The sequence below is a fragment of the Sulfitobacter sediminis genome (assembly GCF_040811725.1).
GTDB classification, from domain to species: domain Bacteria; phylum Pseudomonadota; class Alphaproteobacteria; order Rhodobacterales; family Rhodobacteraceae; genus Sulfitobacter; species Sulfitobacter sediminis.
Map to the genome: position 1 here is coordinate 39,266 of NZ_JBFNXX010000007.1, position 24,567 is coordinate 63,832.

20 protein-coding genes are annotated in these 24,567 nt (G+C 64.9%); 9 read left to right on the forward strand and 11 right to left on the reverse strand.

The features are described from left to right. Nucleotides 1–95 precede the first annotated feature (95 nt). Nucleotides 96–1,424, forward strand: a complete 1,329-nt coding sequence (locus tag AB2B41_RS10985) for an ABC1 kinase family protein (RefSeq protein WP_367877839.1) — start codon at nt 96–98, stop codon at nt 1,422–1,424. Here the strand turns inward: AB2B41_RS10985 and AB2B41_RS10990 are convergent. From AB2B41_RS10990 to AB2B41_RS11005, 4 genes are read right to left on the reverse strand one after another with little or no spacing between them, the layout of a single operon-like run. Beyond that, nucleotides 1,421–1,975 carry a pyridoxamine 5'-phosphate oxidase family protein gene (locus AB2B41_RS10990; RefSeq protein WP_367877840.1) on the reverse strand — a complete coding sequence of 185 codons (555 nt, stop codon included), beginning with the start codon at nt 1,973–1,975 and terminating at the stop codon, nt 1,421–1,423. The genes AB2B41_RS10985 and AB2B41_RS10990 overlap by 4 nt on opposite strands. Next, a complete protein-coding gene (locus tag AB2B41_RS10995) occupies nt 1,968–3,008 on the reverse strand; it encodes a lipocalin-like domain-containing protein (RefSeq protein ID WP_367877841.1) in 1,041 nt (346 codons plus the stop codon). The genes AB2B41_RS10990 and AB2B41_RS10995 overlap by 8 nt, the downstream gene beginning before the upstream one ends. Further along, nucleotides 2,998–5,364, reverse strand: a complete 2,367-nt coding sequence (locus AB2B41_RS11000) for an FtsX-like permease family protein (protein ID WP_367877842.1) — start codon at nt 5,362–5,364, stop codon at nt 2,998–3,000. The genes AB2B41_RS10995 and AB2B41_RS11000 overlap by 11 nt, the downstream gene beginning before the upstream one ends. Next, on the reverse strand, nt 5,361–6,017 hold the full coding sequence (locus tag AB2B41_RS11005) for an ABC transporter ATP-binding protein (RefSeq protein WP_367877843.1): 657 nt from the start codon (nt 6,015–6,017) through the stop codon (nt 5,361–5,363). Before AB2B41_RS11005 ends, AB2B41_RS11000 begins: the two co-directional genes overlap by 4 nt. A gap of 361 nt (nt 6,018–6,378) precedes the next feature. Between AB2B41_RS11005 and AB2B41_RS11010 the strand changes: the two genes are divergently transcribed. The 7 genes from AB2B41_RS11010 to AB2B41_RS11040 all read left to right on the forward strand — a co-directional run bounded on the left by AB2B41_RS11010 (nt 6,379) and on the right by AB2B41_RS11040 (nt 15,577). Continuing rightward, entirely contained in the window at nt 6,379–7,545 is a 1,167-nt protein-coding gene (locus AB2B41_RS11010) for an efflux RND transporter periplasmic adaptor subunit (protein WP_367877844.1), read from the forward strand. Nucleotides 7,546–7,550: 5 nt separating this feature from the next. Further along, nucleotides 7,551–10,721, forward strand: coding sequence for an efflux RND transporter permease subunit (locus AB2B41_RS11015; RefSeq protein WP_367877845.1), 3,171 nt, complete (start codon nt 7,551–7,553; stop codon nt 10,719–10,721). Between the two features lie 58 nt (nt 10,722–10,779). Beyond that, the gene (locus AB2B41_RS11020) at nt 10,780–11,658 is read left to right on the forward strand and encodes a LysR family transcriptional regulator (protein WP_367877846.1); all 879 of its coding nucleotides are present in this window, start codon (nt 10,780–10,782) and stop codon (nt 11,656–11,658) included. Between the two features lie 94 nt (nt 11,659–11,752). Continuing rightward, nucleotides 11,753–12,577 carry a putative hydro-lyase gene (locus AB2B41_RS11025; protein ID WP_367877847.1) on the forward strand — a complete coding sequence of 275 codons (825 nt, stop codon included), beginning with the start codon at nt 11,753–11,755 and terminating at the stop codon, nt 12,575–12,577. Nucleotides 12,578–12,617: 40 nt separating this feature from the next. Continuing rightward, nucleotides 12,618–13,649 carry a TRAP transporter substrate-binding protein gene (locus AB2B41_RS11030; protein WP_367877848.1) on the forward strand — a complete coding sequence of 344 codons (1,032 nt, stop codon included), beginning with the start codon at nt 12,618–12,620 and terminating at the stop codon, nt 13,647–13,649. A gap of 99 nt (nt 13,650–13,748) precedes the next feature. Continuing rightward, entirely contained in the window at nt 13,749–14,297 is a 549-nt protein-coding gene (locus AB2B41_RS11035; RefSeq protein ID WP_367877849.1) for a TRAP transporter small permease subunit, read from the forward strand. Beyond that, nucleotides 14,294–15,577, forward strand: coding sequence for a TRAP transporter large permease (locus AB2B41_RS11040; RefSeq protein WP_367877850.1), 1,284 nt, complete (start codon nt 14,294–14,296; stop codon nt 15,575–15,577). Before AB2B41_RS11035 ends, AB2B41_RS11040 begins: the two co-directional genes overlap by 4 nt. An 85-nt stretch (nt 15,578–15,662) precedes the next feature. Here the strand turns inward: AB2B41_RS11040 and AB2B41_RS11045 are convergent, their stop codons facing one another. From AB2B41_RS11045 to AB2B41_RS11060, 4 genes are all read right to left on the reverse strand, one after another. Then, nucleotides 15,663–17,270 (reverse strand): N-acyl-D-amino-acid deacylase family protein, encoded by a 1,608-nt coding sequence (locus AB2B41_RS11045; RefSeq protein ID WP_367877851.1) that lies wholly within the window; start codon nt 17,268–17,270, stop codon nt 15,663–15,665. Between the two features lie 12 nt (nt 17,271–17,282). Beyond that, nucleotides 17,283–18,572 (reverse strand): TRAP transporter large permease, encoded by a 1,290-nt coding sequence (locus AB2B41_RS11050; RefSeq protein WP_367877852.1) that lies wholly within the window; start codon nt 18,570–18,572, stop codon nt 17,283–17,285. Beyond that, nucleotides 18,569–19,108 (reverse strand): TRAP transporter small permease, encoded by a 540-nt coding sequence (locus tag AB2B41_RS11055; RefSeq protein ID WP_367877853.1) that lies wholly within the window; start codon nt 19,106–19,108, stop codon nt 18,569–18,571. The genes AB2B41_RS11050 and AB2B41_RS11055 overlap by 4 nt, the downstream gene beginning before the upstream one ends. A 71-nt stretch (nt 19,109–19,179) precedes the next feature. After that, nucleotides 19,180–20,178: a TRAP transporter substrate-binding protein gene (locus tag AB2B41_RS11060; protein WP_367877854.1), complete on the reverse strand. Its 999-nt coding sequence runs from the start codon at nt 20,176–20,178 to the stop codon at nt 19,180–19,182. A gap of 150 nt (nt 20,179–20,328) precedes the next feature. On the opposite strand from AB2B41_RS11060, the gene AB2B41_RS11065 reads away from it, so the two are divergent. Continuing rightward, nucleotides 20,329–21,000, forward strand: a complete 672-nt coding sequence (locus tag AB2B41_RS11065; protein ID WP_367877855.1) for a hypothetical protein — start codon at nt 20,329–20,331, stop codon at nt 20,998–21,000. Here AB2B41_RS11065 and AB2B41_RS11070 read toward each other — a convergent pair. Genes AB2B41_RS11070 through AB2B41_RS11080 form a run of 3 tightly spaced genes read right to left on the reverse strand, consistent with a single transcriptional unit; the run spans nt 20,997 to nt 24,503 of the window. Then, nucleotides 20,997–22,244, reverse strand: coding sequence for a vWA domain-containing protein (locus AB2B41_RS11070; protein ID WP_367877856.1), 1,248 nt, complete (start codon nt 22,242–22,244; stop codon nt 20,997–20,999). The genes AB2B41_RS11065 and AB2B41_RS11070 overlap by 4 nt on opposite strands. Beyond that, entirely contained in the window at nt 22,241–23,359 is a 1,119-nt protein-coding gene (locus tag AB2B41_RS11075) for an AAA family ATPase (RefSeq protein ID WP_367877857.1), read from the reverse strand. Before AB2B41_RS11075 ends, AB2B41_RS11070 begins: the two co-directional genes overlap by 4 nt. A 58-nt stretch (nt 23,360–23,417) precedes the next feature. Continuing rightward, nucleotides 23,418–24,503: a M24 family metallopeptidase gene (locus tag AB2B41_RS11080; RefSeq protein ID WP_367877858.1), complete on the reverse strand. Its 1,086-nt coding sequence runs from the start codon at nt 24,501–24,503 to the stop codon at nt 23,418–23,420. Nucleotides 24,504–24,567 lie beyond the last annotated feature (64 nt).

The window sequence follows — 24,567 nt, forward strand, 5'->3', positions numbered from 1 at the left end:
CTAGGGGCGCACGGTATCGGTTCCAGTGGCCTGACCAAAGGTCGCAGCGGGCTGATCCGCATTGCCGAGAGGTTTCGTGCGCCTATCTCCGACCCATGGAACGCAAACCCGCTCACTCCCGTGCCGTGCCGGTGCCAGCGAGACGCCTTGAGCGTCTCGGCAGGCTGGGCGCGATGACGGCTGGCTTGGCGGGCAACATGGCCGTGCAGGGCATCGCGCAACTGGGCCGGGGCCAGCGGCCTTCGATGCGCAACCTGCTGCTGACACCCGCCAACATGAACCGCGTGGCCGAACAGCTGGCCCAGATGCGGGGCGCGGCGATGAAGATCGGGCAGCTTGTCTCGATGGACACGGGCGAGGTTTTGCCGCCGGAGCTGGCGCAGATCATGGCACGACTGCGGGACAACGCGCATTTCATGCCGCCCGCGCAGCTCAAGCAGGTCCTGAACGCCGAATGGCCCGCGGGCTGGCTCGGCAAGTTCGCCAAGTTCGACGTGCATCCCATCGCTGCGGCCTCCATCGGGCAGGTGCACCGTGCGCAACTGAAAGACGGGCGCGATCTGGCGATCAAGGTGCAGTATCCCGGCGTGGCGCGCAGCATCGACAGCGACGTGGCGAACGTCGGCGCGCTCATTCGAATGACGGGGCTCTTGCCCAAGGGGTTCGAACTGGCCCCGTATCTTGCCGAGGCGCGAAAGCAACTGCATGACGAGACGGATTATCTGCGCGAGGGCGCCGCGCTGGCCCGGTTCGGCGCGCTGCTAGGGTCTCACGCGCATTTCGTCGTGCCGGAGCTTCAGGCAGATTGGAGCACGCAACAGGTCCTCTCGATGAGCTACGTCCCGGGGACGCCCATCGAAGAGGCTGCCGCCCTGCCCCAGGAAGACCGAAACCGGATCGCCGCGCGCCTTGTCGAACTGACGCTGGAAGAGCTTTTTGGCTTTGGCGTCATGCAGACCGATCCGAATTTCGCGAATTTCCGTTACCAGACGGACACTGGGCGCATCGTCCTGCTGGATTTCGGCGCGACACGCGACATCCCCGCTCAGATCAGCGATCAATATCGCCGGATGATGCGCGCGGGACTGGAGGACGATCCAAAGACGCTCAAAGAAGTGGCGGTCGAGATCGGATTTATTGGGACCGCGACAAAGGAAGCGCATCGCCGCCAGATCGTGGACATGGTCCGGACCGTCTTTGCCGCGCTCCGCGCCGAGCCGCTTTTCGACTTCGCGCAGACCGCGCTGTCGCGGCAGATGCAGGCGCAGGGCATGGCGCTGGCCGAGGACGGTTTCGTGCCGCCGCCCCTGCCCATTGACGTGCTTCTGTTGCAACGCAAGTTCGGCGGTGTGTTCCTCTTGGCCAACCGGCTGAGAGCAAGGGTCAACGTGCTGGCGATGCTGGAACGTTTCCTGGGCGACTAGGGCGCAACCCAGGTTCCTTGCCAGCAGTCCTTCGCGACGTAGAGCGCACGCCGGTGCCTTCCGCCGAGGTGGACAAGATCCACGCTTATCAAATGACACGCCAGTACCGCGAACCGTTCCCGCGTGGGCGGTTTTTCGTAATCGTAGACATGGGTGATCGGCACCCCCGGCGCGGGCTCCGTCCCGTAGGAGACACGCGAAGCGGGTGGCACCTTGGACCATTGCGCCTCGACCTCGGGTCCGGTCAGGATGTCGACACGCGCACCTAGCCTGATCTGCAGGTCCGCGCGTGGTATCCAGACATGAAGGGCAGCAAACGGCGTTGCTTGCAGCGCACGTATCTTCGCGGTCGAGATGTCTGTGTGCACCTCGACCCGCGCGGCGCTTTGGCTGGCGGCACGCAAGGCGACGGTGCGCGCCTCGGGCATGCCTTCGGGCGAGACGGTTGCGAAGGTCGGATAGCGGGCCGGGTGACGCGCGTCGGCGACACCCCGCGACAGGTGCTGCCAGGCCTCGTCCCACAAGGTGCGCAGATCGTTCGGATCACTCATAGCCGGTCATCTCCAGATAACCACGACCCGCATGGCTGCCGCTGATGGTCACGGGCCCTTCCCAATAGGGAATGGAGAGGTCCATCCAGGATTGCGGGTTCAGCGCCTCGACCGTCGCATCGACGCCCCGCTCGGGCAGGCGGACGCGCCAGCGGGTCGGTATGTCGCGGCCCGCGACGGCGCTGGTTTCCAGTGCTTCGGCAGTAAAGGCACCGTCGGGAAAGGCCGTTGTGCTGCCATCTGCCGCGATCCAAGTGGCGGCGCTGAAGCGGGTGCCATTGGTCTGGCGCAACTGGAAACCCATCAGTTTGTCGCCTTCCGCGAAGGAGAGCGAAAACCAGTCCCAGCCCGATTGCGTCTCGGAGAGCGGCTGGGATGACCATTCCCGGTCAAGCCACGCCTGACCGGTCACAGTTACTTCACCCTCCGGCAAGATCAGCGTTCCTTCGATCCGGTAGAAGGGTTGCGAATAGTAATAGCTCGCCTGCCCCGATGCGGATTTTTCCGAGAACCCGCCCTGCCCATGGAAGATAAGCGGTCCTTCGGCGGTGAGGCGCATGTCATAGGCGAATACCGGTCCTGCAGCCACGAGGTTCAGCCTGTCGAAACTCTCCCCCTCCATCCGCCATTCATCAATCCAGGCGCTGAACGGATCGGCCTTCACCCCCGCCTGCCCGATGCCGCCCCGCGCAAACCGCTCGGTGGCGTAATGCGCTTCCGGCGTCGTGACGGCGGCATGGCCGAACCAGACTTGCGGCGATTGCCAGCCCTCTGCCTCACCTGGCGCGAGGGCGGAGCGGAAGAGCGTCCATTGTAACCCGTAGGGTGTGCCGTCCGGCCCTTCGAGATTGGCGGTCAGGTACCACCACTCGATCCGGTAATCAGGGTGCGGGCCGTGATCGGCGGGAAAAGAGAACGAAGGATCAGGTTGCGGCGTCGCAAAGGCCTCGGCCTCGGTCCCGAGCCCAGAAAACCCCTGTGCGAAAACAGCAAACGGCCAAAGGTACAGAAAAATCAGAAGCCTAACGTTCATGGGCAAAGACCTTGAGCAGTTGCGAGGGGGGCGTGCGGATTAGGCGCAGTGCGGGCCATGCGGCGGCGATCACGGCAGCGATCAGCGCGTAGGCCCCCAGCAGCGCGTAATCGAGCGGGAAGAGGAACATCGGCAACCGCCAGCCGAAAGCCTCGACGTTGATGATCGACAAGAGGACCCAGGCGAGCGCCAACCCAAGCGGCAACGCACAGAGAAACACCAGCGCCGCCAGCACGACCGCCCGCAGCAGCTCCAGTTGGCCGAGGCTCCGGCGGGTCAGCCCAAGCGCCCAGACCGGCGCAAGTTGCGGGAAGCGCAGGTCGGCGAGCGTGAGAAGGCTCATCAGGATGGCAAAGCCCGCGACGCCCAGCGTCAGGACGTTGAGTGCCGAAGTCACCACGAAAGTCTGCTCGAAGACCTGCAGCGACAGCGCTTTGACCGCCGCCTGATCGATGATGGCGTTGGGGGCGAGGCCGATCTCCTCCACGATGCTGGCGCGCAGCGCGTCCGGGGTTTCTGTGCGGATGCCGAAACGGGTTGGATAGCTGCTGGGATAAAGCCCCTTGAAGACGCCTTCGGACAGGATCACCTGGCCCTGCGGATTGCCGTAGTCCCCCACCACGGCGACAATCGGCAACTTCAGGTCACCGGTCACGGAGACCTCGTCCCCCACCCACAGCTCCGCCCGCCGCGCCAGTTGTTCGTTCAGGACCACCGCCTGACCGGCCTCGACCAGGTCCCATGCATCGGGCGTTTCGCTTAGGAAGGCCCAGCTGTTCCGGTAGGTGGGACCAACGCGCACGCCGAATAGCTCGACAGGCTGACCCGCCACCTGCGCCGACGTCGAAAGAAGCGGCAGGCTCTCCAGCCCTTCGCCGCTCAGGAACCCCTCAAGAGCCACGCTTTGCTCTTCGGTTTCGACCTGCACGAAAAGCTCGGGCGCGAGGCGCTGGTCGAGAAAGCCGACGAAGGTCAGCCGAAAGCTCGACACCATGGTCGAGACCCCGATGTTTGCGGCCACCGCCAGCAGCAGCGCCATGAGCGCAAGGCTCAAGCCCGGCAGCTGCTGGCGCGTGTCGGCCCAGAACCAGCCCCAGACCGGCGCGCGTGTCCGGCGCTGAACGAGGGTAAGCGCGCGTTCCGCAACCGCAGGCAGCGCCAGCGCCGCGCCAATCAGCAGACAGCCCAGCAACGCGAAGCCTGCGGCCAGCCCTTCGCCAAAGATCGTAAGCAAGGCAGCCGCGCCCAGCAGAACCACCGCACCAACGCTCTGCAACCAGAACCGTGACGCCGTTGCCATTACCCAGGCACGCGGCCGGACGCTGGCCAGAAGCGGCATGCGCGCGATCTGCCAGATACGGCCCGCCAATGCCGCTCCGGTCCCAAGGATTGCCAGCGCCATGCCCGACAGCCACCATTCGGGACGCAGCTCCAGCGTGCCCGAGATCCGCGCGCCGTAAAGCCCGCGCACCGTTGCCGCCACATCGGGCAGCAAAAGGGCGGCGATGAAATAGCCCAGCACGATCCCGAGCGCCGCACCGACAAGCGCGAGGCTGAACATCTCGAGGGGGATGAGCACGATGAGGGTACGCAGCGGGACACCGAGAGAGCGCAGGGTGCGTATCATGCCGCGCCGCTGCTCGAAGGCAAGGCCGATGGTGCTGTGCACGATGAAGAGACCGACGGCGAAACTGAGCAGGCCGAAGGCGGTCAGGTTGAGGTGGAAACTGTCGGTTAACTGGCCCACGTCGGCCACCTGGCTGGAGAGCTGCAGGCGAAGTCCCGGGGCGACCGTTTCCAGATCTGGCTGACCCAGCGGCTGCCCCGGCAAAACCGTCAGGCGGCTCAGATCGTCGCGGCTCAGGAGGCGCTGCAGCGTCCCGATATCGCCAAGCGCAAGGCCCGGTGCGATGGCGGGATCGACAGTCACCTCGGCCCGCCCGGCGAGCTGCGCGGCAACCTCGGCATTGGCAAAGAGGTGATCCGCCTGCCCTTCGATGAATGCCCCCTCGCCAAGGATCCCCGCCGCATTGGGCGAGGTCAACGGCTCGATCCCCACCAGCCGCACGTCCCCCAGCCGCCCTTCGATCACCGGCGAGACAAGCCATCCCGAGCGGCGCAGCGTGACGTAAAGCGCTTGCGGAATGCTGTCCCCCTGACGCGGCACCAGCTGGTCGAACTGCCCCTCGCCCAACGTCGCGGCGGCGGCATCATAGCTCGCCCGCGCCTCAGCATTGATCGCCTGCACCCCGGACCACAGCGCCGTGGCCAGCGCGAGGCCCGCCAGAAAGGCAAAAAGCTGCAAGGGGTTGCGCCGCCAGTGCGAAAGCAGCGCGCGCAGGCAGGGTCGGATCATGTCAACTGACCGCCACTGAGGTGAATCTCCCGGTCCATCCGCGCTGCTATGGCGGGCGAATGGGTGACCATCAAGAGCGCCGCACCGGTCTGTGCGACCAGTTTCAGCATCTGCGCCAGCACGTCCTCGGCGGTCGCCTCGTCAAGGTTGCCGGTAGGCTCGTCCGCGAGCATCAGACGGGGCCGCGCGGCAAGCGCCCGCGCGATGGCCACACGCTGTTGCTGCCCGCCCGACAGCGCCTCGGGGTATTTGCGCATCTGCGGCCCGAGGCCCAGCGCCTCGACCAAGCCGTCGACATGTGTCTTGTCGACCCGGCCCGAGAGCGCTGCCTGAAAGGTGATGTTATCAGCGACGGTGAGCGAGGGGATCAGGTTGAACTGCTGGAATACCAATGCGATGTCGGTGCGGCGCAGCCCGGCGCGCGCGGCGTCGTCCATCTGGGCCATATCCTGACCCGAAACACGTACCGCGCCCGCATCCGCCGCCTCAAGCCCCGCCGCGATATGGAGCACTGTGCTCTTGCCAGAGCCCGACTCGCCGGTCAGTGCCAGCGTCTCGCCTGCCTTTAGGCCAAAACTGACACCGCGCAGCACGGGCACCAGCCCTTCGCTGTCGCGAAACGATTTCTCGACGCCCTCGAATTCAAGCACCATGACGCACCTCCAGTGCGCCCATACCTATCGCAGGTAAATACGATTGACAGGCTGTTGCGCGCTGTAAGTCCCCAGAAGGCCAATCTGTCGCGGCGATGTGCGCCGCCAAAGGGCAATAACGCAGGTCCCGGATATGAGGCTCGCGCCGATCGCCTGCTAGGCATTCGGGTTATCCTCGCCCCCCGTCCGCCGCCGCCATGAATTTATCCTCTTGGCTTCGGCGGTTCGGTTCAGGATAGGATCAAGCTCCAGCTCTGTCGGTTGGATTTACGCACCCCGCGTCAAAGCAGCACTGGTCAGGCGCTGAATCGTGCTATCTTCTGCATTGCGGCACGGAGCCGCGAGAGGAAAGGAGCGCGCCATGCCCGGCCGCAGCATCGTAGCACTGATCATCAGCTTCTGCCTGGTCGCCGGCGCGGCACTCGCACAGGGGCGGCCCGCAGGCGTCGCGACGGCTCTGGTCGAGACGCGCACGATGTCCGAAACCGTCACCGTCTTCGGCGAGGTCGTGACAGGTCGGGAAAGCGCGGTTGCCGCACGTGTGTCCGGCGTGGCCGAGCGGGTGCCGTTGCGCGTTGGCGACACGGTGGCCGAGGGTGACGTGCTGGCCCAGCTCGATACCGAATTGCTCAAGATCGAGGTCGATCAGGCACAGGCGCAGATCGAGATCGCCGAGGGCGCGGTCGCGGTGGCAAAGGCCGTTCTGGACCGGGCACAAAAGGCGCTGCGCAGGGCAGAAACGCTCAGGGAGAACTCCACCATTCCCGAGGCACAGCTTGACGAACGCAGCGCCGACTACGCTGCCGCCATTGGCGGCCAGCAAGAGGCCGTGGCCCGCGTCCGGGCAGCAGAGGCGGCCTTGAGGCAGGCCGAATACCAGCTCAAGAACGCCACGATCCGCGCGCCTTTCGATGCCGTCGTCTTGCAGGTCACGACCGAGCGTGGACAGTTCATTTCGGTCGGCACCCAGGTCGCGACCCTGCTCGATCAGGGCGCGATGGAAGTGGAGGCCAATGTGCCCGCCCGGTTCATCGCCGCCCTGCGGCCAGACCTGCCGGTTGAAGCGCGCACCGATACAGGGGGGCAGATGCGCCTGGAGCTGCGCGCCATCCTGCCAACGGAGTTTTCGGCAACGCGTACCCGGCCTGTCCGCTTTGTCATCGCCGATCCGGGAACACCTGTCGCCGTGGGCCAGTCCGTCTCACTCGAAGTGCCGGTGAGCGCGCCGCGCGAGGCGACCGTGGTGCCAAAGGACGCGCTGGTGCAGTCGCAGGGCGGCTGGACCGTTTTCGTGAACGCCGAGGGCAAGGCCCAGCCACGCGAGGTCGAGATCGGCGCAGCCCTTGAGGGCGGATTCGAGGTGCTTGCGGGCCTCTCCCCCGGCGACGAGGTCGTCGTGCGCGGCAACGAGCGCCTGCGGCCAGGTCAGGACATCGCCCCCTCGGGCCCCGCTGCGTCAAGCGGCGGTGGCCAGCAGATTGCCAACGGTGGCTCGGCCAGCGACACGCCCCGTCGCGCGCAGGACTGACGCCCATGGATCCGATCCGCGCCGCCATCGAACGTCCCATCGCCGTCATCGCCGTGGTGATCATGGCCGTGCTTTTCGGCGTGCTGTCGCTAGCGCGCATTCCGGTGCAGCTTGCCCCCGACGTGCGCAAGCCGGTCGTGGTGGTTGAAACCCTCTGGTCCGGCGCCGCCCCTGCCGAGATCGAGCGCGAGATCATCAACCCGCAGGAGGATGCCTTCCGCGGCCTCGAGGGGCTCGAGATCATGTCGAGCCGGGCGCGGACCGGGCAGGCGGAAGTGACCCTGGAGTTCGCCGTCGGCTCGGACATGGGCGACATTCTGCTCCTGGTGTCCAACCGGCTCGACCGGGTGGGGAATTATCCCAGCGAAGCGGGCGAACCGACGCTGAACACCTCGGGTTCGGACGACAGCCCCATCGCCTGGGTGATGGTGCGCGCGACCGATCAGACCGCGCGGCCCCTGCCGGAATACGGCGATTTCATCGAGGACGTGGTCAAGGAACGGCTTGAACGGGTGAACGGTGTCTCGACCGTAAACGTCTTTGGCGGCGTGGCGCGCGAATTGCAGATCGTCATCCGCCCCGAGGAACTGGCGCGCTTCGGCCTTACAATCCCCGCCGTCGTCGCGCGGCTCAGGGCCGAGAACATCAGCCTTTCGGCGGGCGATGTCGAAGAAGGCAAGCGCCGCTACGTGGTGCGCGCGGACGGCAATCTCAACAACGTCGCGGCCATCGAGGATGTTGTTCTGCGCAGCGAAAGCCAGGGGCGTTCAGGCTCGCTTGGCCGTGTGCGCGTTTCGGACGTGGCCGACGTGGCCTTTGCCTACAAGGACAAGACGACCCGCCTGCGGTTCCGGGGCGAACCGGCGCTGGCTTTCAACATCGTGCGCGAACAGGGCGCCAACGTGATCACCACCATGGAAGAGGTCAAACAGGTGATCGAGGAGCTCAAGGCCGGGCCCGTTGCCGCCAACAACCTGCAGCTTGAACAGGTCTACGACGAGACGATTTATATCGAGGGCGCCATCGACCTTGTGACCCAGAACATCTGGATCGGCGGACTGCTTGCGGCGAGCGTCCTGCTGATCTTCCTGCGCAGTCCGCGGGCGACCATCGTGATCTCCATGGCGATCCCGGTTTCTATCGTCGCCACATTCGTGGCCATGGCCGCGACGGGGCGCACGCTCAACGTGATCTCGCTGGCGGGCATCGCCTTTGCCGTGGGCATGATCGTGGATGCGGCCATCGTGGTGCTGGAAAACATCTACCGACTGCGCGAACAGGGCAAATCGCGGCGCGAGGCGGCCTACATCGGGGCCAAGCAGGTCTGGGGTGCAATCCTTGTCTCGGCTCTGACCACTGTGCTGGTCTTCATCCCCATCCTCGTGATGCAGCTGGAAGCCGGGCAACTTTTCCGCGACATCGCGGTCGCGATCTCGGTCTCGGTCCTGCTGTCGCTGATCGTCGCCGTCACCGTGATCCCGGCACTGTCGAGCCGCCTGCTCAAGGATGGCAAGACAAGCACAATGCGCCTGCCCGGTATCGACCATTTCGGCCGCGCCTTCACCTGGTTGATCATGGCCTACGTGCGGTTCACCGTCCGTTTCCGCGCCGCCGGGCTGGTCATGGTCGCGGCCATCGCGACGGGCGCCTCTGTCGCCGCCTGGGCGTTTCTGCCCAAGCTCGAATACCTGCCCGAGGGCAACCGCAACCTTGTCTTCGGTCTGATCATTCCGCCGCCGGGTTACAACCTCGACACCACCGAGACCATCGCCCAGCGGATCGAGGCGGTGGCCGAGCCGATGTGGCAGGCCCGCCCCGCGACCGAGACCGAGGACGGACGTCCCGCCCTCAATTCCTTCTTCTTCGTCGCGACCCCCGGTAACAGCTTTGTCGGTGCCGCCGCTGTCGACGGCTCCCGCGTGGCAGAAGTGATCCCGATCCTGTCGCGACCCATCTTTGCCGAGCCCGGCACCTTCGGCTTCATGACACAGCCCTCGCTTTTCGGGCGGGGCGTGGGCGGCGGTCGCACGATCGAGCTGAACGTCTCGGGCGACGAGCTGGAAGATATCCTCGGTGTCGCGGGCCGCGCGGCGGGCATCATCGGAGAGCTTCTGCCGCGATCCGAAGGCCACCAGTTCCGCCCCATTCCCGGGCTGGAGCTTGGCGCGCCGGAACTGCGACTGATCCCCGACCGCATCCGCCTTGCCGATGCGGGGCTCTCCACCTCCGATCTTGCCGCCACGGTGGATGCCTACAACGACGGGCTCCGGGTGGCCGAGATCAACGTGGGCAACCGACGCCTTGATCTGACGCTCAAGGGCGTTGATGAAGCGCTCCGTGGGCAGCGCACGCAGGACGTGGGCTCCTTCCCGGTGGTCACGCCGTCTGGCCAGATCGTCCCGGCCTCGGAACTTGCGGAGGTGCGGGTGACCGCGGGGCCCACGGAAATCCGGCACCTCGAACGCCTGCGCACCGTCACACTGGAGGTGCGGCCCTCGGACGCCCTGCCGCTTGAAGCGGCGGTCGAGATGTTGCAGGCGGACGTCATCAGCGTGCTCGAGGAACAGGGCCTGCCCCCGGGCGTGCGCCTGACTGTCTCGGGCACCGCCGACCAGCTCTCGCAGACGTGGAATGCGATCCAGATCAACCTTGCGGTGGCTATGGTCATCGTCTTTCTCGCCATGGCGATCCTGTTCGAAAGCTTCCTGTTGCCGCTGGTCGTGATGATCTCGGTCCCCGTTGCCGCTGCGGGGGGTGTGGGCGGTCTGGCGGTCCTGAACATGGTCGGAACCCAGCCGCTGGATATGCTGACACTGCTGGGCTTCGTCATCCTGATCGGGATCGTTGTGAACAACGCGATCCTCATCGTGCACCAGTCGCTCTACCATCTGCGCGAGGAGGGGATGGAACCCGTGGCCGCGATCGAGGAAGCCACGCGGAACCGTATCCGTCCGATCTTCATGTCGACGCTCACCTCGGTCTGCGGGATGCTGCCGCTGGTGCTGTTCCCCGGAGCGGGGTCCGAGCTGTACCGCGGTCTTGGCGCGGTGGTCGTGGGCGGGCTGTCGATGTCCGCGTTCCTCACGCTGCTGACGGTCCCGCCGCTCTTGCGGCTGGTGCTGTCGGCGCGCCCGGCTGAAGCGGAGGCTGGCCCAACGCCGGTTGCCGCCGAATAGGCCATTGAGACCGGTATTTAGCATTTCCACGCCGATCGGATCACGCCTATGAATAGGCATGAAATTCGATCAGATCAGGACGTTCCTCTGGGTCGCGCGCCTTGGTGGGTTCCGCAAGGCCGCCGAACGCCTGCATCTGTCGCAACCCGCCGTTTCAACCCGGATTGCCAACCTCGAGGATGAATTGCGGGTGCCGCTTTTCGAACGGGGGCACGGCGATCTGGTCCTGACCAAGCATGGCACCCTGCTTTTGTCCTATGCCGAGCAGATGCTCTTTGTCGAAGAAGAGATCAAACAGCGCGTCGCCAACCCCTCCGAGGCCGAAGGGCTGTTCCGGGTGGGTGCCTCCGAGACCATCGCGCAATCCTGGCTGCCCGAATTCCTGAAGGCCTTCAGCCAGCAATACCCCAGGGTCAACGTCGACCTGACGGTGGACATATCGTTGAACCTGCGCGCCGCCCTGCTCGAACGACGGCTCGACCTCGCGTTCCTGATGGGTCCTGTTTCCGAGTTCAGCGTCGAGAATGTCACCCTGCCCGCCTTTGACCTGCATTGGTACCGCAGCACGGCGAATCCCCAGACCGATCTCAGCAAGATCCCCGTCATCTCCTACTCCAGCAAGACACGCCCCTACCGGGAACTGATGTCGGAACTGTCACGGCGTGTGGGCCCAAAGGCGCGGGTCTTTGCCTCTGCCTCGCTCTCGGCCAGCCTCAAGATGATCGCCGCGGGCATCGCCGTTGGCCCCTACCCGCGTGCCCTTGCCGAAGACCATCTCGCCTCGGGCCAGATCGTCGAATTCGATCCCGGTTTCCTGGTGCAACCGCTGGAGTTCACTGCTTCGTTCCTCTCCGAACCGCGCAGTTTCCTTGTCGAGACAAGCGCCCATATCGCCCGCGACGTGGCCGAGGCATGGGATTTGTCCCACCCGCGGTGAGATAGATGATATCTATCACGGCCGATATAAAATGATAATTTGCATGAATGCCCACATTTTGTGATGCTCTGGCCATATCTCAAAAGGGGACCGCATGACAGACCAGACCGTTACGCATTCCGATCTCAAGGGGCTGCCCGCCGAAAAGGTCAGGGCCGCGATCAGAAGCGGCGCTTATGCGGGTCACACTGCGGGCCTCGCCGCAGGAAAGCTTCAGTGCAACCTCGCCATTCTCCCCGAGGTCTATGCGCTGGACTTCCTGCGGTTCTGCCAGCGCAACCCCAAGCCATGCCCGCTGGTGGGTGTGGGTGACACCGGCAACCCGATGCTCCCGACGCTTGGCCGTGACATCGACATTCGCACCGATGTGCCCAAGTACCGGGTCTTCCGCGACGGCGTGATGACCGACGAGGTGACCGACATCAGCGGCATCTGGCAGGATGATCTGGTCACCGTGGCGCTTGGCTGTTCCTTTACCTTCGAGAACGCGCTTCTGCGCAATGGCATTCCCGTCCGCCACATCGACAGCGGAAAGAACGTGCCGATGTACCGCAGCAACATTCAGCTGGTGCCCGCCGGTCCCTTCGCCGGAGAGATGGTCGTCACCATGCGCCCGATCCCCGCGGATCAGGTCGAGGAAGCCCGCCGCATCAGCGCGCGCTACCCGCAGGCCCACGGCGCGCCCATCGCCTTCGGCGATCCCGCCGACATCGGCATCGCGGACCTGAACAACCCCGACTGGGGCGATGCGGTAGAGATCAGAGAGGGCGAAGTCCCGGTCTACTGGGCCTGTGGCGTCACCCCCCAGAACGTGCTGCTCGCGGCGAAACTGCCGCTGTGCATCACCCATTCCCCCGGTCACATGCTGATCGCGGACGTGGCCGAGGACGCGGAAACGACGATCCTCAAAGCCGCCTGAATTCAACCCAACAAAAACCAATCCAACAAGGAGTATCCCAATGAAAAAAGCACTCTCCATACTTGCCGCCACGACGGCGCTCGCCGCACCCGCATGGGCCGAGAACCTGTCCGTCGTCGGCAGCTGGTCCAGCCTGCCGCTGCACCAGCAGTACGAGGCCCCCTTCTGGTCCGAGAAACTGCCCGCCGCCTCGAACGGCGATCTGACGGTGGAACTGACCACCCACAACCAGATGAGCCTCGGCCTTGGCGACATCTACCCACTGCTGGGCCAGGGCGTCTATGACGTTGCCATGACCGTGGCCGACTATGCCGTTGCAGACGCGCCCGAACTCGAAGGTCTCGACGTGCCGCTGATCGCACTGACCGCCGACGAGGCACGCGCCATGGTGGACGCGGCGCGTCCGATGGTCACAGATATTTTCCATGACCGCTTCAACAGCCACGTGCTGGCCATCGCGCCCTATCCGCCGCAGGTCGTCTTCTGCAACCACGAGATTGCGGGGCTGTCTGATCTTGAGGGCCTCAAGGTGCGCGCCTCGGGCCGCATGACCGCGAAACTGCTGGAAGCACTGGGTGCCGAGGGCGTCAACGTCTCCTTCTCCGAAGTGCCGGGTGCGCTGCAGAACGGCGTTGTCGACTGCGCCGTGACCGGTGCCGGGTCGGGCTATTCCGCCGGCTGGTGGGAAGTGTCCACGCACCTGCTGCCGATCCCGTTGGGCGGCTGGGATTCGGTTGTGACCGCGATCAACATGGACAAGTGGAATTCGCTTTCCGACGACCAGAAGGCGCTGATCGAATCCGAGATCAAGTCGGGCTTTGAAGACCCCGCATGGGCCAGCGCGCAGGATGCGCTTGTCAATGACATCGCCTGCCTGACCGGCAACGGCGACTGCCCGGCGGGCGAAGCGCGCAACATGACGCTGGTCGAGGCGAGCGATGCCGACTTTGCCCGCGCCCGCGAAATCCTGACCGGCGAAGTGCTGCCCGAATGGGCCGAGCGTGCCGGTGGCGACTGGGCCCAGCGCTGGAACGACAGCGTCGGCAAGGTCGTGGGTGTGACAATCAACTAAACACGGCGTCCCGGGCCTGTCCCGGGACCTCCCGCTCACAACGTCGACGCCCCGGATCGCGTCCGGGGCGCGACATCTTCCACCAGAGGGACAGAGCCCATGGAACTGCAACTGATCGACACCCTGCGCCGGATCAATCGCGGCGTCGCACTGGTGGTCGGCTTTGGCCTGCTGGCCTGCGCGGCCTTCATCCTCGCCGATATCATCATGCGGCAAATCGGTGAAGGCATGGGCGGCACCGAGGAAATCGCGGGCTACACCATGGCGCTTGCCACCTCATGGGGCATGGCCTTTACCCTGCTTGAACTTGGACACGTGCGCATCGATTTGTTGCGCGTCCGCTTCCAGACCTTCGGTCGCGCGCTGATGGACGTCTTTTCCATGATCGTCATGTCCACCGTGATCGTGACCATTGCGATCAAGGCATGGCCCGTGGTCGAACGCTCCATCACCAACAGCTCGCGCGCCAACACGCCGCTCGAAACCCCGCTGGCACTGGTACAGATCCCATGGTTCGCGGGCTGGGTGTGGTTCGCGCTCATGTCCTGCATCGTCACCCTTGTCGCGCTGAGCCTGGTGATCAAGCGCCGCCACGAAGAAACAGAAAGCTTTGTCGGAGCCTTCGCAGAACAGGACACCCTGCAATGATCGGATATGTAACCGTCGGCCTTCTGGGCCTGCTTGCGCTCTCGATCCCCGTGGGGATCGTGCTGTTTCTTCTCGGTTTCGGCATCGACACGTTCTTCTCCAGCTTTCCACTCACGCGGGGTCTGGGCAACATGGTCTGGTCCTCGTCCAACTCCGCGACGCTGATCGCCATTCCCTTCTTCGTGCTCCTGGGTGAAATCCTCGTCCGCTCGGGCGTCGCCACCCGCACCTACGCCGCCCTCGACCGTTGGGTTTCGTGGCTGCCCGGTGGCCTTGTCCACGCCAACGTCGCTACAGCAACGATGTTCTCGGCCACCTCCGGTTCCTCCGTCGCCACCGCCGCGACCGTTGCCACCGTCGCCATGCCGCAGGCCGAGAAGCTGGGCTATGACCCCAAACTCTTCTCCGGTGCCATCGCCGCAGGCGGCACGCTGGGCATCATGATCCCGCCGTCGATCAACCTGATCGTCTATGGGTTCCTGACGCAATCCTCGATCCCGCAGCTCTTCCTCGCGGGCCTCATCCCCGGCCTCGCGCTGGCGCTCGCCTTCCTCGCGGTGACCGCGATCATCTGCACGATCCGCCCCGAACTCGGCGGCCAGCGCCGCACCTTCCCCTTCCCTCAGATGCTGCGGGCGCTCATCGACCTCATCCCGATCATCATCCTTTTCGGCCTCATTGTCGGGTCCATCTACCGTGGCTGGGCAACGCCAACCGAAGCCGCCGCCGTGGGCGTCGCAGGCGCGTTCCTCATTGCGCTGGCTTTCGGCGGCGTGAGCTGGGACATGCTGATTCAGAGCCTCACCGGCACGGTCAAGATCACCTCGATGATCATGCTGATCGTCATCGGCGCGTCCTTCCTCAACTTCACGCTGGCCTCCGCCGGTCTGGGGCGGGAGCTGACGGAGTTCATGAACGGCCTTGGTCTGACGCCGCTCAAGACGATCCTTGTCGTGGTGGTGCTTTACATCGTGCTGGGCTTCTTCATCGAGACACTGTCACTGATGGTGGTGACGATCCCGATCATCGTGCCGCTGGTGGTGGCACAGGGCTATGACGTGATCTGGTTCGGCATCCTGATGATCGTGCTGATCGAGATGGCGCTGATCACGCCGCCCGTGGGGCTGAACCTCTACGTGGTGCAAGGCGCGCGAAAGTCAGGCTCTCTGAACGAGGTGATGCTGGGGGCGCTGCCCTACTGCCTCACGATGCTCGGCATGGCGTTCCTGCTGATCGCCTTCCCGATGATCGCGCTCTGGCTGCCGCAACTGTTGCAATAACAGAGCAATACGATCTGAGATGTACCGCCCGGCCTCAAGGCCGGGCATCGCTCTCCCTCCCGCAGGAGGGCGATGCCCTCCGCACTCAGGCGGCAAACTCCCGCAGCACCTGCCCCGCGTTCACCGCCGTGCGCTCCCCGTTCCGCATCGACAGCTTCCCGTTCACCAGCACATGCGCGATGCCGCTGGCATAGCGCCGCGGATGCTTCGCCGTCGCGTTGCTCGCAATCGCCGCCTTGTCGAAGACGCAGATGTCCGCGTGATACCCGGCCTTCAGCCGCCCCCGCTCCTTGATCCCCAAACGGTCCGCGGGGATCGAGGTGATCTTGGCCAGCCCCTGCGCGAGGCTCAGCACCTGCCGGTCGCGCACGTAATACTGCAGGAACCGCGCCGCCCAGCCGTAGCCCGACAATGACCCGATGTGGTCCTTCAGTACCCCGTCATTCGCAATCGCCACCGTGTCAGAGATCACGGCGCATTCGTCCTGCTCCAGACACAGGTCCACATCGGAATTGCGAAACGACTTCGACGACCACATGCAGGCCATCATGTTCTCTCCCTCCTCCAGCAGGATATCGAGCACCGCGTCGTAGGGATGGCAATTCCGCATCCGCCCGATCTCGGCGAAATCCATGCCGACGATATCCTTGTTCTCGGTCGCGTTCAGCAGGATGATGTCCGACCATTTCTCGGCCTTCACGATCAGCCACATGGGCTGCGGGTTGGCCTTGATCTTCTCCCGCGTCTCCGGGTCGGCAAGCCGTTTCATCACCTCGTCGATGCCCCCCGCCTGCGCCCATTTCGGCAGGATCGCGGCCATCAGCGTGTGGTTCCAGTCGTGCGGGATGACGTCAAAGGCGATATCGCAATCGTAGCGGCGCGCCAGCTCGATCATTTCCAGCGTATGGTGCATCGCGTAATCGGGCGCGCCGAACTTGGGCTGGATATGGCTGATCTGCAGCTTTGCGCCCGACTGCCGCGCCGTGGCGATGGCCTCGGCAAAGCCCAGATCGTAATGCGTGTCCCGGTTCCGCACATGGGTCGCGTAGAGCCGCCCGCGCTTCGCCGCCACCTCGCACATCGGCACCAGATGCTCGGGCGCGGCGAGAATGCCCGGAAAATACTCAAGCCCCGACGAAAAGCCCCCCGCCCCCTCGTCCATGCATTGATCCACCAGCCGCGCCATCTGAGCCACTTCGTCCGCCTCACCCGCGCGCAGATCACCGCCGAGGATCGCACGGTGGATAGTCCCGTGCCCGACAAAAGCCATGACGTTCACGCCAAGCTCGGTTTCCTGCAGCACGTCGAGATATTCGCCGAAACCGTGCCAGTTCTTGTGCCTGGCGTCGTTCGTATGCCAGGGCGCCACGCGCTTGATCTGGTCGTGGCTCACCACCGGCGCGCAGGAGATACCGCATTGCCCGATCACCTCGGTCGTCACGCCCTGATGCACCTGGCTTTCCGCCCTTCCATCCGCGATCAAAGTGAAATCGGAATGCGTGTGCATGTCTACGAAACCGGGCGAGACGGTCAGCCCCGAGACGTCGATCACCTCCGCCGCGCGGGCGGGGTTGATCTGCCCCTCCGCCGCGACCTCCGCAATCCGGCCATCCTTGACGACCACGTCGCCGATGAAACTGGCGGCCCCGGTGCCGTCGAAAACCTCGCCGCCTTTCAGGATCAGATCGAACATGCGTTAACCTCCCTAACGTGCAGGCCCGTAAAGCCAGTTGGGCAGAACCGTCGCGATATCGGGAAAGGCGATCAGGATCAGCATCCCCACGATATAGGCCCCGATAAAGGGCAGCACGGCGACGGAAATCCGCTCTATGGAAATACCCGAAATCCGCGCGGCCACGGTCAGATTCGCCCCAAGCGGCGGCGTCAGAAAGCCGATCTCGCAGGTGATCACCGTGAAGATACCGAACATCACCGGATCGACCCCCAGCGACAGGGCCAGCGGCAGGAATACGGCGGTGAAAAGCACGATCTGCGCGAGGCTCTCCATGAAGGTGCCGATGAAAATGTAGAAGATGCCGATCAGCAGCAGCACGAGATATTTGTTCGTGGTGATCGCCGTGATCCCTTCCTGCACGGCGCTCGGCACATCGTAAAAGGCAGTGAGCTGGCCGAAGGCCAGCGTCGGCGTGAGCAGGATCAGGATACCGGTCAGCAGCGCCGTGAACCGCAGCGCATCGACGACCTTTTTCACCGTCAGTTCGCGGTAGATGAAGAGCCCTACGAAAAGCGAGTAGAAGACCGCAACCCCCGCAGCTTCCGTCGGCGTGAAGGCCCCGCCATAGATGCCGCCCAGAATGATCACCGGCGCCCCGATGGACCATTTGCCATCCCACGCCGCCTTGACGAACGGACCCCATGAGAAGGGATCGCCGTCACCCCCGTACCCGCGCCGCCGTGCGATGACGTAGGTGGTGATCATCAGCAGAATCGTTACCATCAGCCCCGGCAGAAGCCCCGCAAGGAACAGGCGCGGGATCGAGGTTTCCGAGACCAGACCATAGATGATCAGCAGGTTCGACGGCGGAATGAGGCTGCCCAGCGCCCCGGCGCTTGCGGTGATCGCGGCGGCGAAGGGCACGTCATATCCCTCGCGCTTCATCGCGGGCACGGTGACCGAGCCGATGGCCGCAGTCGTTGCGGGGCCGGAACCCGAAAGCGCCGCAAAGAGCATGCAGGCAAAGACCGTCACCAAACCCATGGAGCCGCGATAGGCGCCCACCAGATTGGTCGCGATACCGATCATGCGGGTGGCCATCCCGCCCACTTCCATCAGCCGCCCGGCTAGCACGAAAAGCGGGATGGTGAGCAAGGGGAAGGGCGTCAGCGAGCCGTAGCCCGTCTGCGCGAGCAGCGTATAGGGAATGTCGATGATGTAGATCGCGAGTGCCGTGGTCAGCCCGACAGCGACAAACAACGGGATGCCCATGATGGTGAGCACCACGAAGCATATGGCGAGTATCGCAAGCGGGCTCATATATGCGCCTCGTCTTCCGGCACGCCCTCATCGCCGTTCTCGTGCAGCATCCCCGGCAGGCCTTCGGCCCCGTCGCGCCACCAGACCACGTAGGTCTGAATGAGCCGGATCAGCATCAGCCCGTAGCCTATGATCAGGATCGTCTGAGGATAGAACTGGTTGATCCCGAGGCTCGGCGAGGTCTCGGGGAAGCGCCAGAAGATGTAGAGATAGTCGTAGCTGACCTTCAGCATGAAGACGCAGAAGAAGGCCCAGAGGATGTCCGCCAGCATGATGACGAACTTGCCGAACCGTTCGGGCAGCGCCTGCACGGCGACCATGATGCGTATGTGAAACCGCTCGCGCACGCAGAGTGAAGCACCCGTGTAGACCGCCCAGACCATGGCCATGGCGGCGGTTTCCTCGGTCCAGTGCAGTGCAACTTCGAAGACGTACCGCGCAACGACCTGAGCAAAGACCGCGACGGCGATAATGACAAGACAGGTACAGCAGATCAGCTCTTCGAAATGCCGCTCCAGCCATCTGAGGGCTTTCATGGGGTGGTCTCCTTCGGCCTCAAGCGGGCATAGCTAAAGGGGGCCGCGCGGCCCCCTTCGAAATGCCCGCCTTACTCAGCCGCGGCCTGAATCTTGGCCACCAGGTCGACGAAGTCCGCGCCGCGCTTTTCGGCAAACTCCTGCTGGACGCCCTTTGCCGCTTCGACAAAGGCCGTCTTGTCCGGATCGGTGCGCGCCATACCGCCCTCGGTCGCCAGCCACTTGCGCACTTCCTCGGTCTCGGACGCCACCTGTGCCGCGAACTCCTTGCCCGCGTCATTCGCCGCGCGCATGATCTGCTCGCGCTGTTCATCGCTCAGCTTGTTCATGAAGCTGTCGGAGGCGAAGAGCGGGGCGAAGGCCACGAAATGTTCGAGGATCACCAGATGCGGCTCGAACTCGTAGAACTTCATGTCACGGATAAAGGATGTGCCGTTGTCGCCCCCGTCCACGGTGCCGGTCTGCAGCGCCGTTGGGGTTTCCGACCACGCCAGCGGCACGGGGTTCGCACCGAAGGCCTCGAAGGTGGCGATCATCACCTCGTTCTTGGGCACGCGAATCTTCAGCCCTTCCATGTCCGCCATGGTGTTGATGGGACGGACTGAATTGTAGAAGTCGCGGTAAAGCGCGGGCCCGAAGGCCAGCAGATGCACGGATGTATCAGCCTGCAGCTTGTCCTTCATGAACTGCCCGACATCGCCATCCAGCACCCGGTCGAGGTGTTCCTTGTTCTGGAAGATGTAGGGCAGCACCGTCACGTCCATCAGCGGCCAGTGCGGCGATACGTTGTTGGCAGTGATGAAAAAGCCGTCGACGGTGCCCAGCTGCATCGCCTTGAAGGCCTCGTCTTCCGAGCTGATCTGGTTGCAGCAGCGCAGTTTCACGTCGATGGAGCCGTTGGTGTATTCCTCGGCCTTGGCCTCGAAAATCTTGCCGAAACGGCCGTAGAGAGATTCCTCCGGCGCCCCGAAGCCCACGTTCATGGTGAGGTCGGCGGCGAGCGTTGCCGTCGCGGATAGCGCAAGTGCAACGGCACCTGCGGTCATGGATTTGAGGGAAAGATGTTTCATGGTGTCTCCTTGTTGGCTTGGGTTTTTGAACGCAGCCTTGCACAGGATGCCCTTTGAACAAAGGGTTATGTGCGCCCCACCACCCCCGCGTGCATTCGACGTGACCTATTGCCTCTTTCGGCCAGCACGCTTCGCGCTATCTTTGCTCCGATGCTGATCGTCACCCAAGATACCCTGCGCAATCCGCAAATCCTCAAGGTGCGCCAGCTGCCGCGCAAGTTCTTCGGGCGCGTGGCGGTCTGGCCGAAGGGGCGGATCGGCATCGGTGGAACGATCCGCCTGCTGGCCGAATTCCAGGCAATCCGCTACCTGCTGATCCTTTCGCCGCTCTTGGTGATCGGGCTTTTGTGGAACGTCGCGGCCCTGCCCATAGCACAGGCGCCGATCCTCATGGTGGTGATGATCTGGTTCGCAGAAATGCACCTTCTGCGCGTCCCCGCACGCAAGCGCGCGCGCCTCATTGACGCGGCCGAGGCGGCGCGGGGGCTCGATCTGCTCAAGGTCCAGTCGCGCGACGTGCTGACCCGGATCGCCGCCCTCAGGGGCATGCGCGCGGGGCAGTTACATCTGGTCGTCGAGCAATCGGAGCTGTGGCGATTTTCCCCGCTGACCTATGTCTCGGTCCAATCGGAAGACGGGCCCGAAGTGCTGCGCCTGTCGGCGGAGGAACGGCAGATCATCGAGGAACGGCTGTTCCGCGCCCCGCTGACCGAGCGGCTCTTGCAGCGGATCAACCAGTCGGAGAACCTGTTCTTGCGCGATATTCCCTTTGACACCAAAGGCGTCTCTGCCCACGCGCGCCTCGCGGCGGCACTAGCCTAGGCGGTCATGTCGACAAGCCGCCCGAAGGGGGGCTGCAGCGCGCCCGGCTCCGGCACCACCCAGATGACGGGAAAACCCTTTGGCGGCAGACCCGCCTCCCCTTCCAGATCGGTCAGCATCACCAGCGCCGAAGCCCCCAGTTTGACCGCCTCAGCGATCACCGGGACAAAGGCCGTCCCGCCCCCGCGCGGCAAATTGGGCAGGTCGAACCGCGTCTGGGCCGGGTCGAGGCGCGCCCGGTGCCGGACCTCATCATCGAAGACCAGAAGTTCCAGCGCGGCCCGCATTCGGCGTGCAATGCCCGTCACCTCAGCCCAGAACAGCCGCAATCGCGCATCGTCTATGCTGCTCGAGGCATCGAGACCGATCACGATGCGCGGCACCTCGGTCAGGGGGCGCTGTCCCGGCTGAAATCCCGGCGTGCGATCCCCGCGCCGCGCGGCCTCCGCGCTCGCCGCGATCCAGCGGCGGGAGGGGCGCTGCGGCGACGGCTGCGGCGCCTGCATCACCGCCTGTGACAGCAGACGACGCAGCAGCACTTCCCAGGGCACGCGCGGCTGCGGCACATCGGCCAGCCGGTGCCCGATCCGCCCGATCCCGCGCCCTGCCTGCCGCCCGGCATCCATCGCGCGCGCCATATGCTGCCGCCAGCGCGCAGCCTGCTCGACCTCGCCTGCCGCATCGGCCTCCCCCGGGCTTGGGTCCAGATCACTTTCGAAGGCCTGCGCCTGCGCATACTCCGACGCCGCCTCTCGCGCGCGTCCCTCTCCGCTTTCGGCCTTGCTCAGCGCGAAATAGAGCCGCTCCACGTCCCATTCCGCCAGCGCCTCCTGAGCTGCCACCTCCTTGCCAAGGGTCTGTGCCAGTAATTCGCTGAGCCGCACCGCCGGACGCGGCAGCGCGTGATCGGCCTGCAAAAGCGCTTCGTTCACCACAGCGTCCGCCGCGAGATTGTATAGCTCGGGATCGAACCCCTTACCCAACCTTTGCGCCAACCCCGCCAGCCGCGCCGGATGCCGCAGCGCCACATGGAGAATGTGATGCGCCGCGAGCCCCATCTGCTCATGCGGCATCAGGGCTGCGAAATCCGCACCATAGGAGATCGTCTCGCCATCCGTCCGCGTCTCCGCCCCGTCCCTGTGCCGGCACCAGAGCGAAAGCGCGGCGATCGCCGGGTCCGCCTCGGCCAGGGCGCGCAGCGCCGGGGCCGCGCGGCCTGAATGACGCGCGGCGGCATCGGTCATGCAAGCCCCGCGGCTTCTCGCTCCGCGGCATAGGCGGCATAGGCGTCAGACGTGCGGAAGGCCTCCTGCCAGCCATTCGCCAATGCCCTGTCGATCAAAAGCTCGAACCCGTAAGTCGTCAGCTCTCCCAGCGGCAGGCTTGCAAATGCCGCCTCATCCCGCTTGCCTGCCAGTTCCCTGATCCCGGCCATCACCTCGATCACAGCGCCCAAGGTCCGCTCATCCGCCAGCGTCACCAGCGCATAGACCAGTGCTGTCAGCCCGTGCAGGCTGGCCGGATACAACGCCAGCCGTTCCAGCCCCTCAACCTCCAGCATCGCGGTGGCCTGCACGGTCGCCGCGATATCTTCGGCGATCAGGATAAATTCTGCCGCCGCCGCCTCACCCAGCGTGCCCGCGATCAGCACGTCGCGCAGCGCCTTGTCCGGCACCGCCCGCATCAGCGTGCCAACCCGCGCCCATGAACGAGGCGTACAGGCGATCATCTCGCCCCGGCGCAAAGCGTCCTCGGTCGTATCCAACAGATCGGGCCGCGTGCGGATGAAGGCCGTCACCGCCGGATGCACCTGCTGCGGCACGGCGAAATTCTCGATCCAGTCCCCCGCCTCGGCCCGCAGCGACAGATGCACCAGACGGTCTGACAGCGCCGTGCCCATCTCGTAGGCCACCGCACCGTCCTCGACCGTGTTCCCCGCCGCCACGATAAAGGTGCTGGCGGGCAAGGGATGCTGGCCCACGCGGCGTTCCTGCAAGAGCCCATAGACCGTGGGCTGCAGCGCAGGTGCCGCCGCCGTCAGCTCGTCTAGGAACAGGATCGCGGGCTGCGCGGAATCGTCCGGCAAATCCTCCGGCGGATACCAGACCGTGCACTGTGCGTCGTGGTCGTAGAAGGGCAGGCCCCGCAAATCCTGCGGCTCGATCGTTGTGAGCCGCAGATCGAACAGCCGCGCACCCGTCTCCGCCGCCAGTTGCTGGACAATCTCGGTCTTGCCGATGCCCGGACGTCCGTGCAGCATCCAGGACACCGTCATCTCGCCCGCCGCCTGCGCGGCAAAGCCTGTCCTCAGCGCTTCCAATGCGCGGCCCGCCGATATCGGAGTGGTATTGATCGCCATGCGCGCCCTCTCAGTTCAGCCCAGAGGGTAGCCTGACCCTGCGGGTCGGCAAGCGTTGCTAAGCTGTCACGACATGAAGATCGCGCGGCAGTTCCGACAGGATCTGCGGCCCGTCCGCGCGCAGGATCACGATGTCCTCCAGCCGGATCCCGAAACGGCCGGGCAGATAGATGCCGGGTTCGATGGAGAACACCATTCCCTCGTCCAGCACCTCCTGCGACGACGCGGTGATATAGGGCGGCTCATGTATCTCGACCCCCAGACCGTGCCCGGTACGGTGCACGAAATAATCGCCGTACCCCGCATCCGCGATCACCCCGCGCGCGGCATCGTCGACCTCATGCGCCTTCGCGCCCGGCCTGGCGGCTTCCAGAGCCGCCTGAACCGCCGCCTCGACGATGGCGTGAATGTCCATGTAGCCCTCCGGCGGCTCGCCCATCACCGCCATGCGGGTGATGTCGCTGGGATAGCCGCCAAGCCCGCCACCGATGTCCATCACCACCGCATCGCCGTGTTTCAACGTCGTCTCGCCTGTCTGGTGGTGCGGAAAGGCCCCGTTGCCCCCGGCACCGACGATGGTGAACATTGGCACCGTGCCCTCGGCCTTGAAGCTCTCGCGCACGATGGCGGCGACCTCGCGCTCGGTCATGCCCACCCGCATCTCGCCCCTAGCCTTGCGCATCGCCCGGTCGGCGACCAGTGCGACCTTTTTCAGCGCCGCGAATTCCGAGGCGTCCTTGCGCATCCTCAGCGCCCCCACGGTCGAGGCGCCGAACTGCCGTTTGGCCCCCGGCAGCGCGTCCTGCACAAGTGCCGCGAAATCCGCGCGCATCGTCTCGTCGAGAGCGATGCTCTGCGTGTCTTGCGCATCGAGCGCCTCCAACACCTGTGCAAAGGCACCCTCCGGCCCCGCGTCATCGGACCACGTATGAAAGGGCAGATCGGTATGCTGTCGCGCGCTTCCGGCCTCGAGCGCGGGCATGAGGAATGCAGCCCCGGCCTGAGACACGCAGAGCAGCAAGGGCCGTTCGTCCCCGTGCGGATGCATCCCCAGAAGCCATTCCAGATGCGCCCCCGGCCCCAGCGCCACAAGGTCGATCCCCTGTTCCTTCATCCGTTCCTGCAGCTTGCTCAACCGTGACATCGCCTTCCCCTTTGATCCGTTTGCCGCACCCTAGACCGGTGCCCGCGCGAATGACAACGCACCC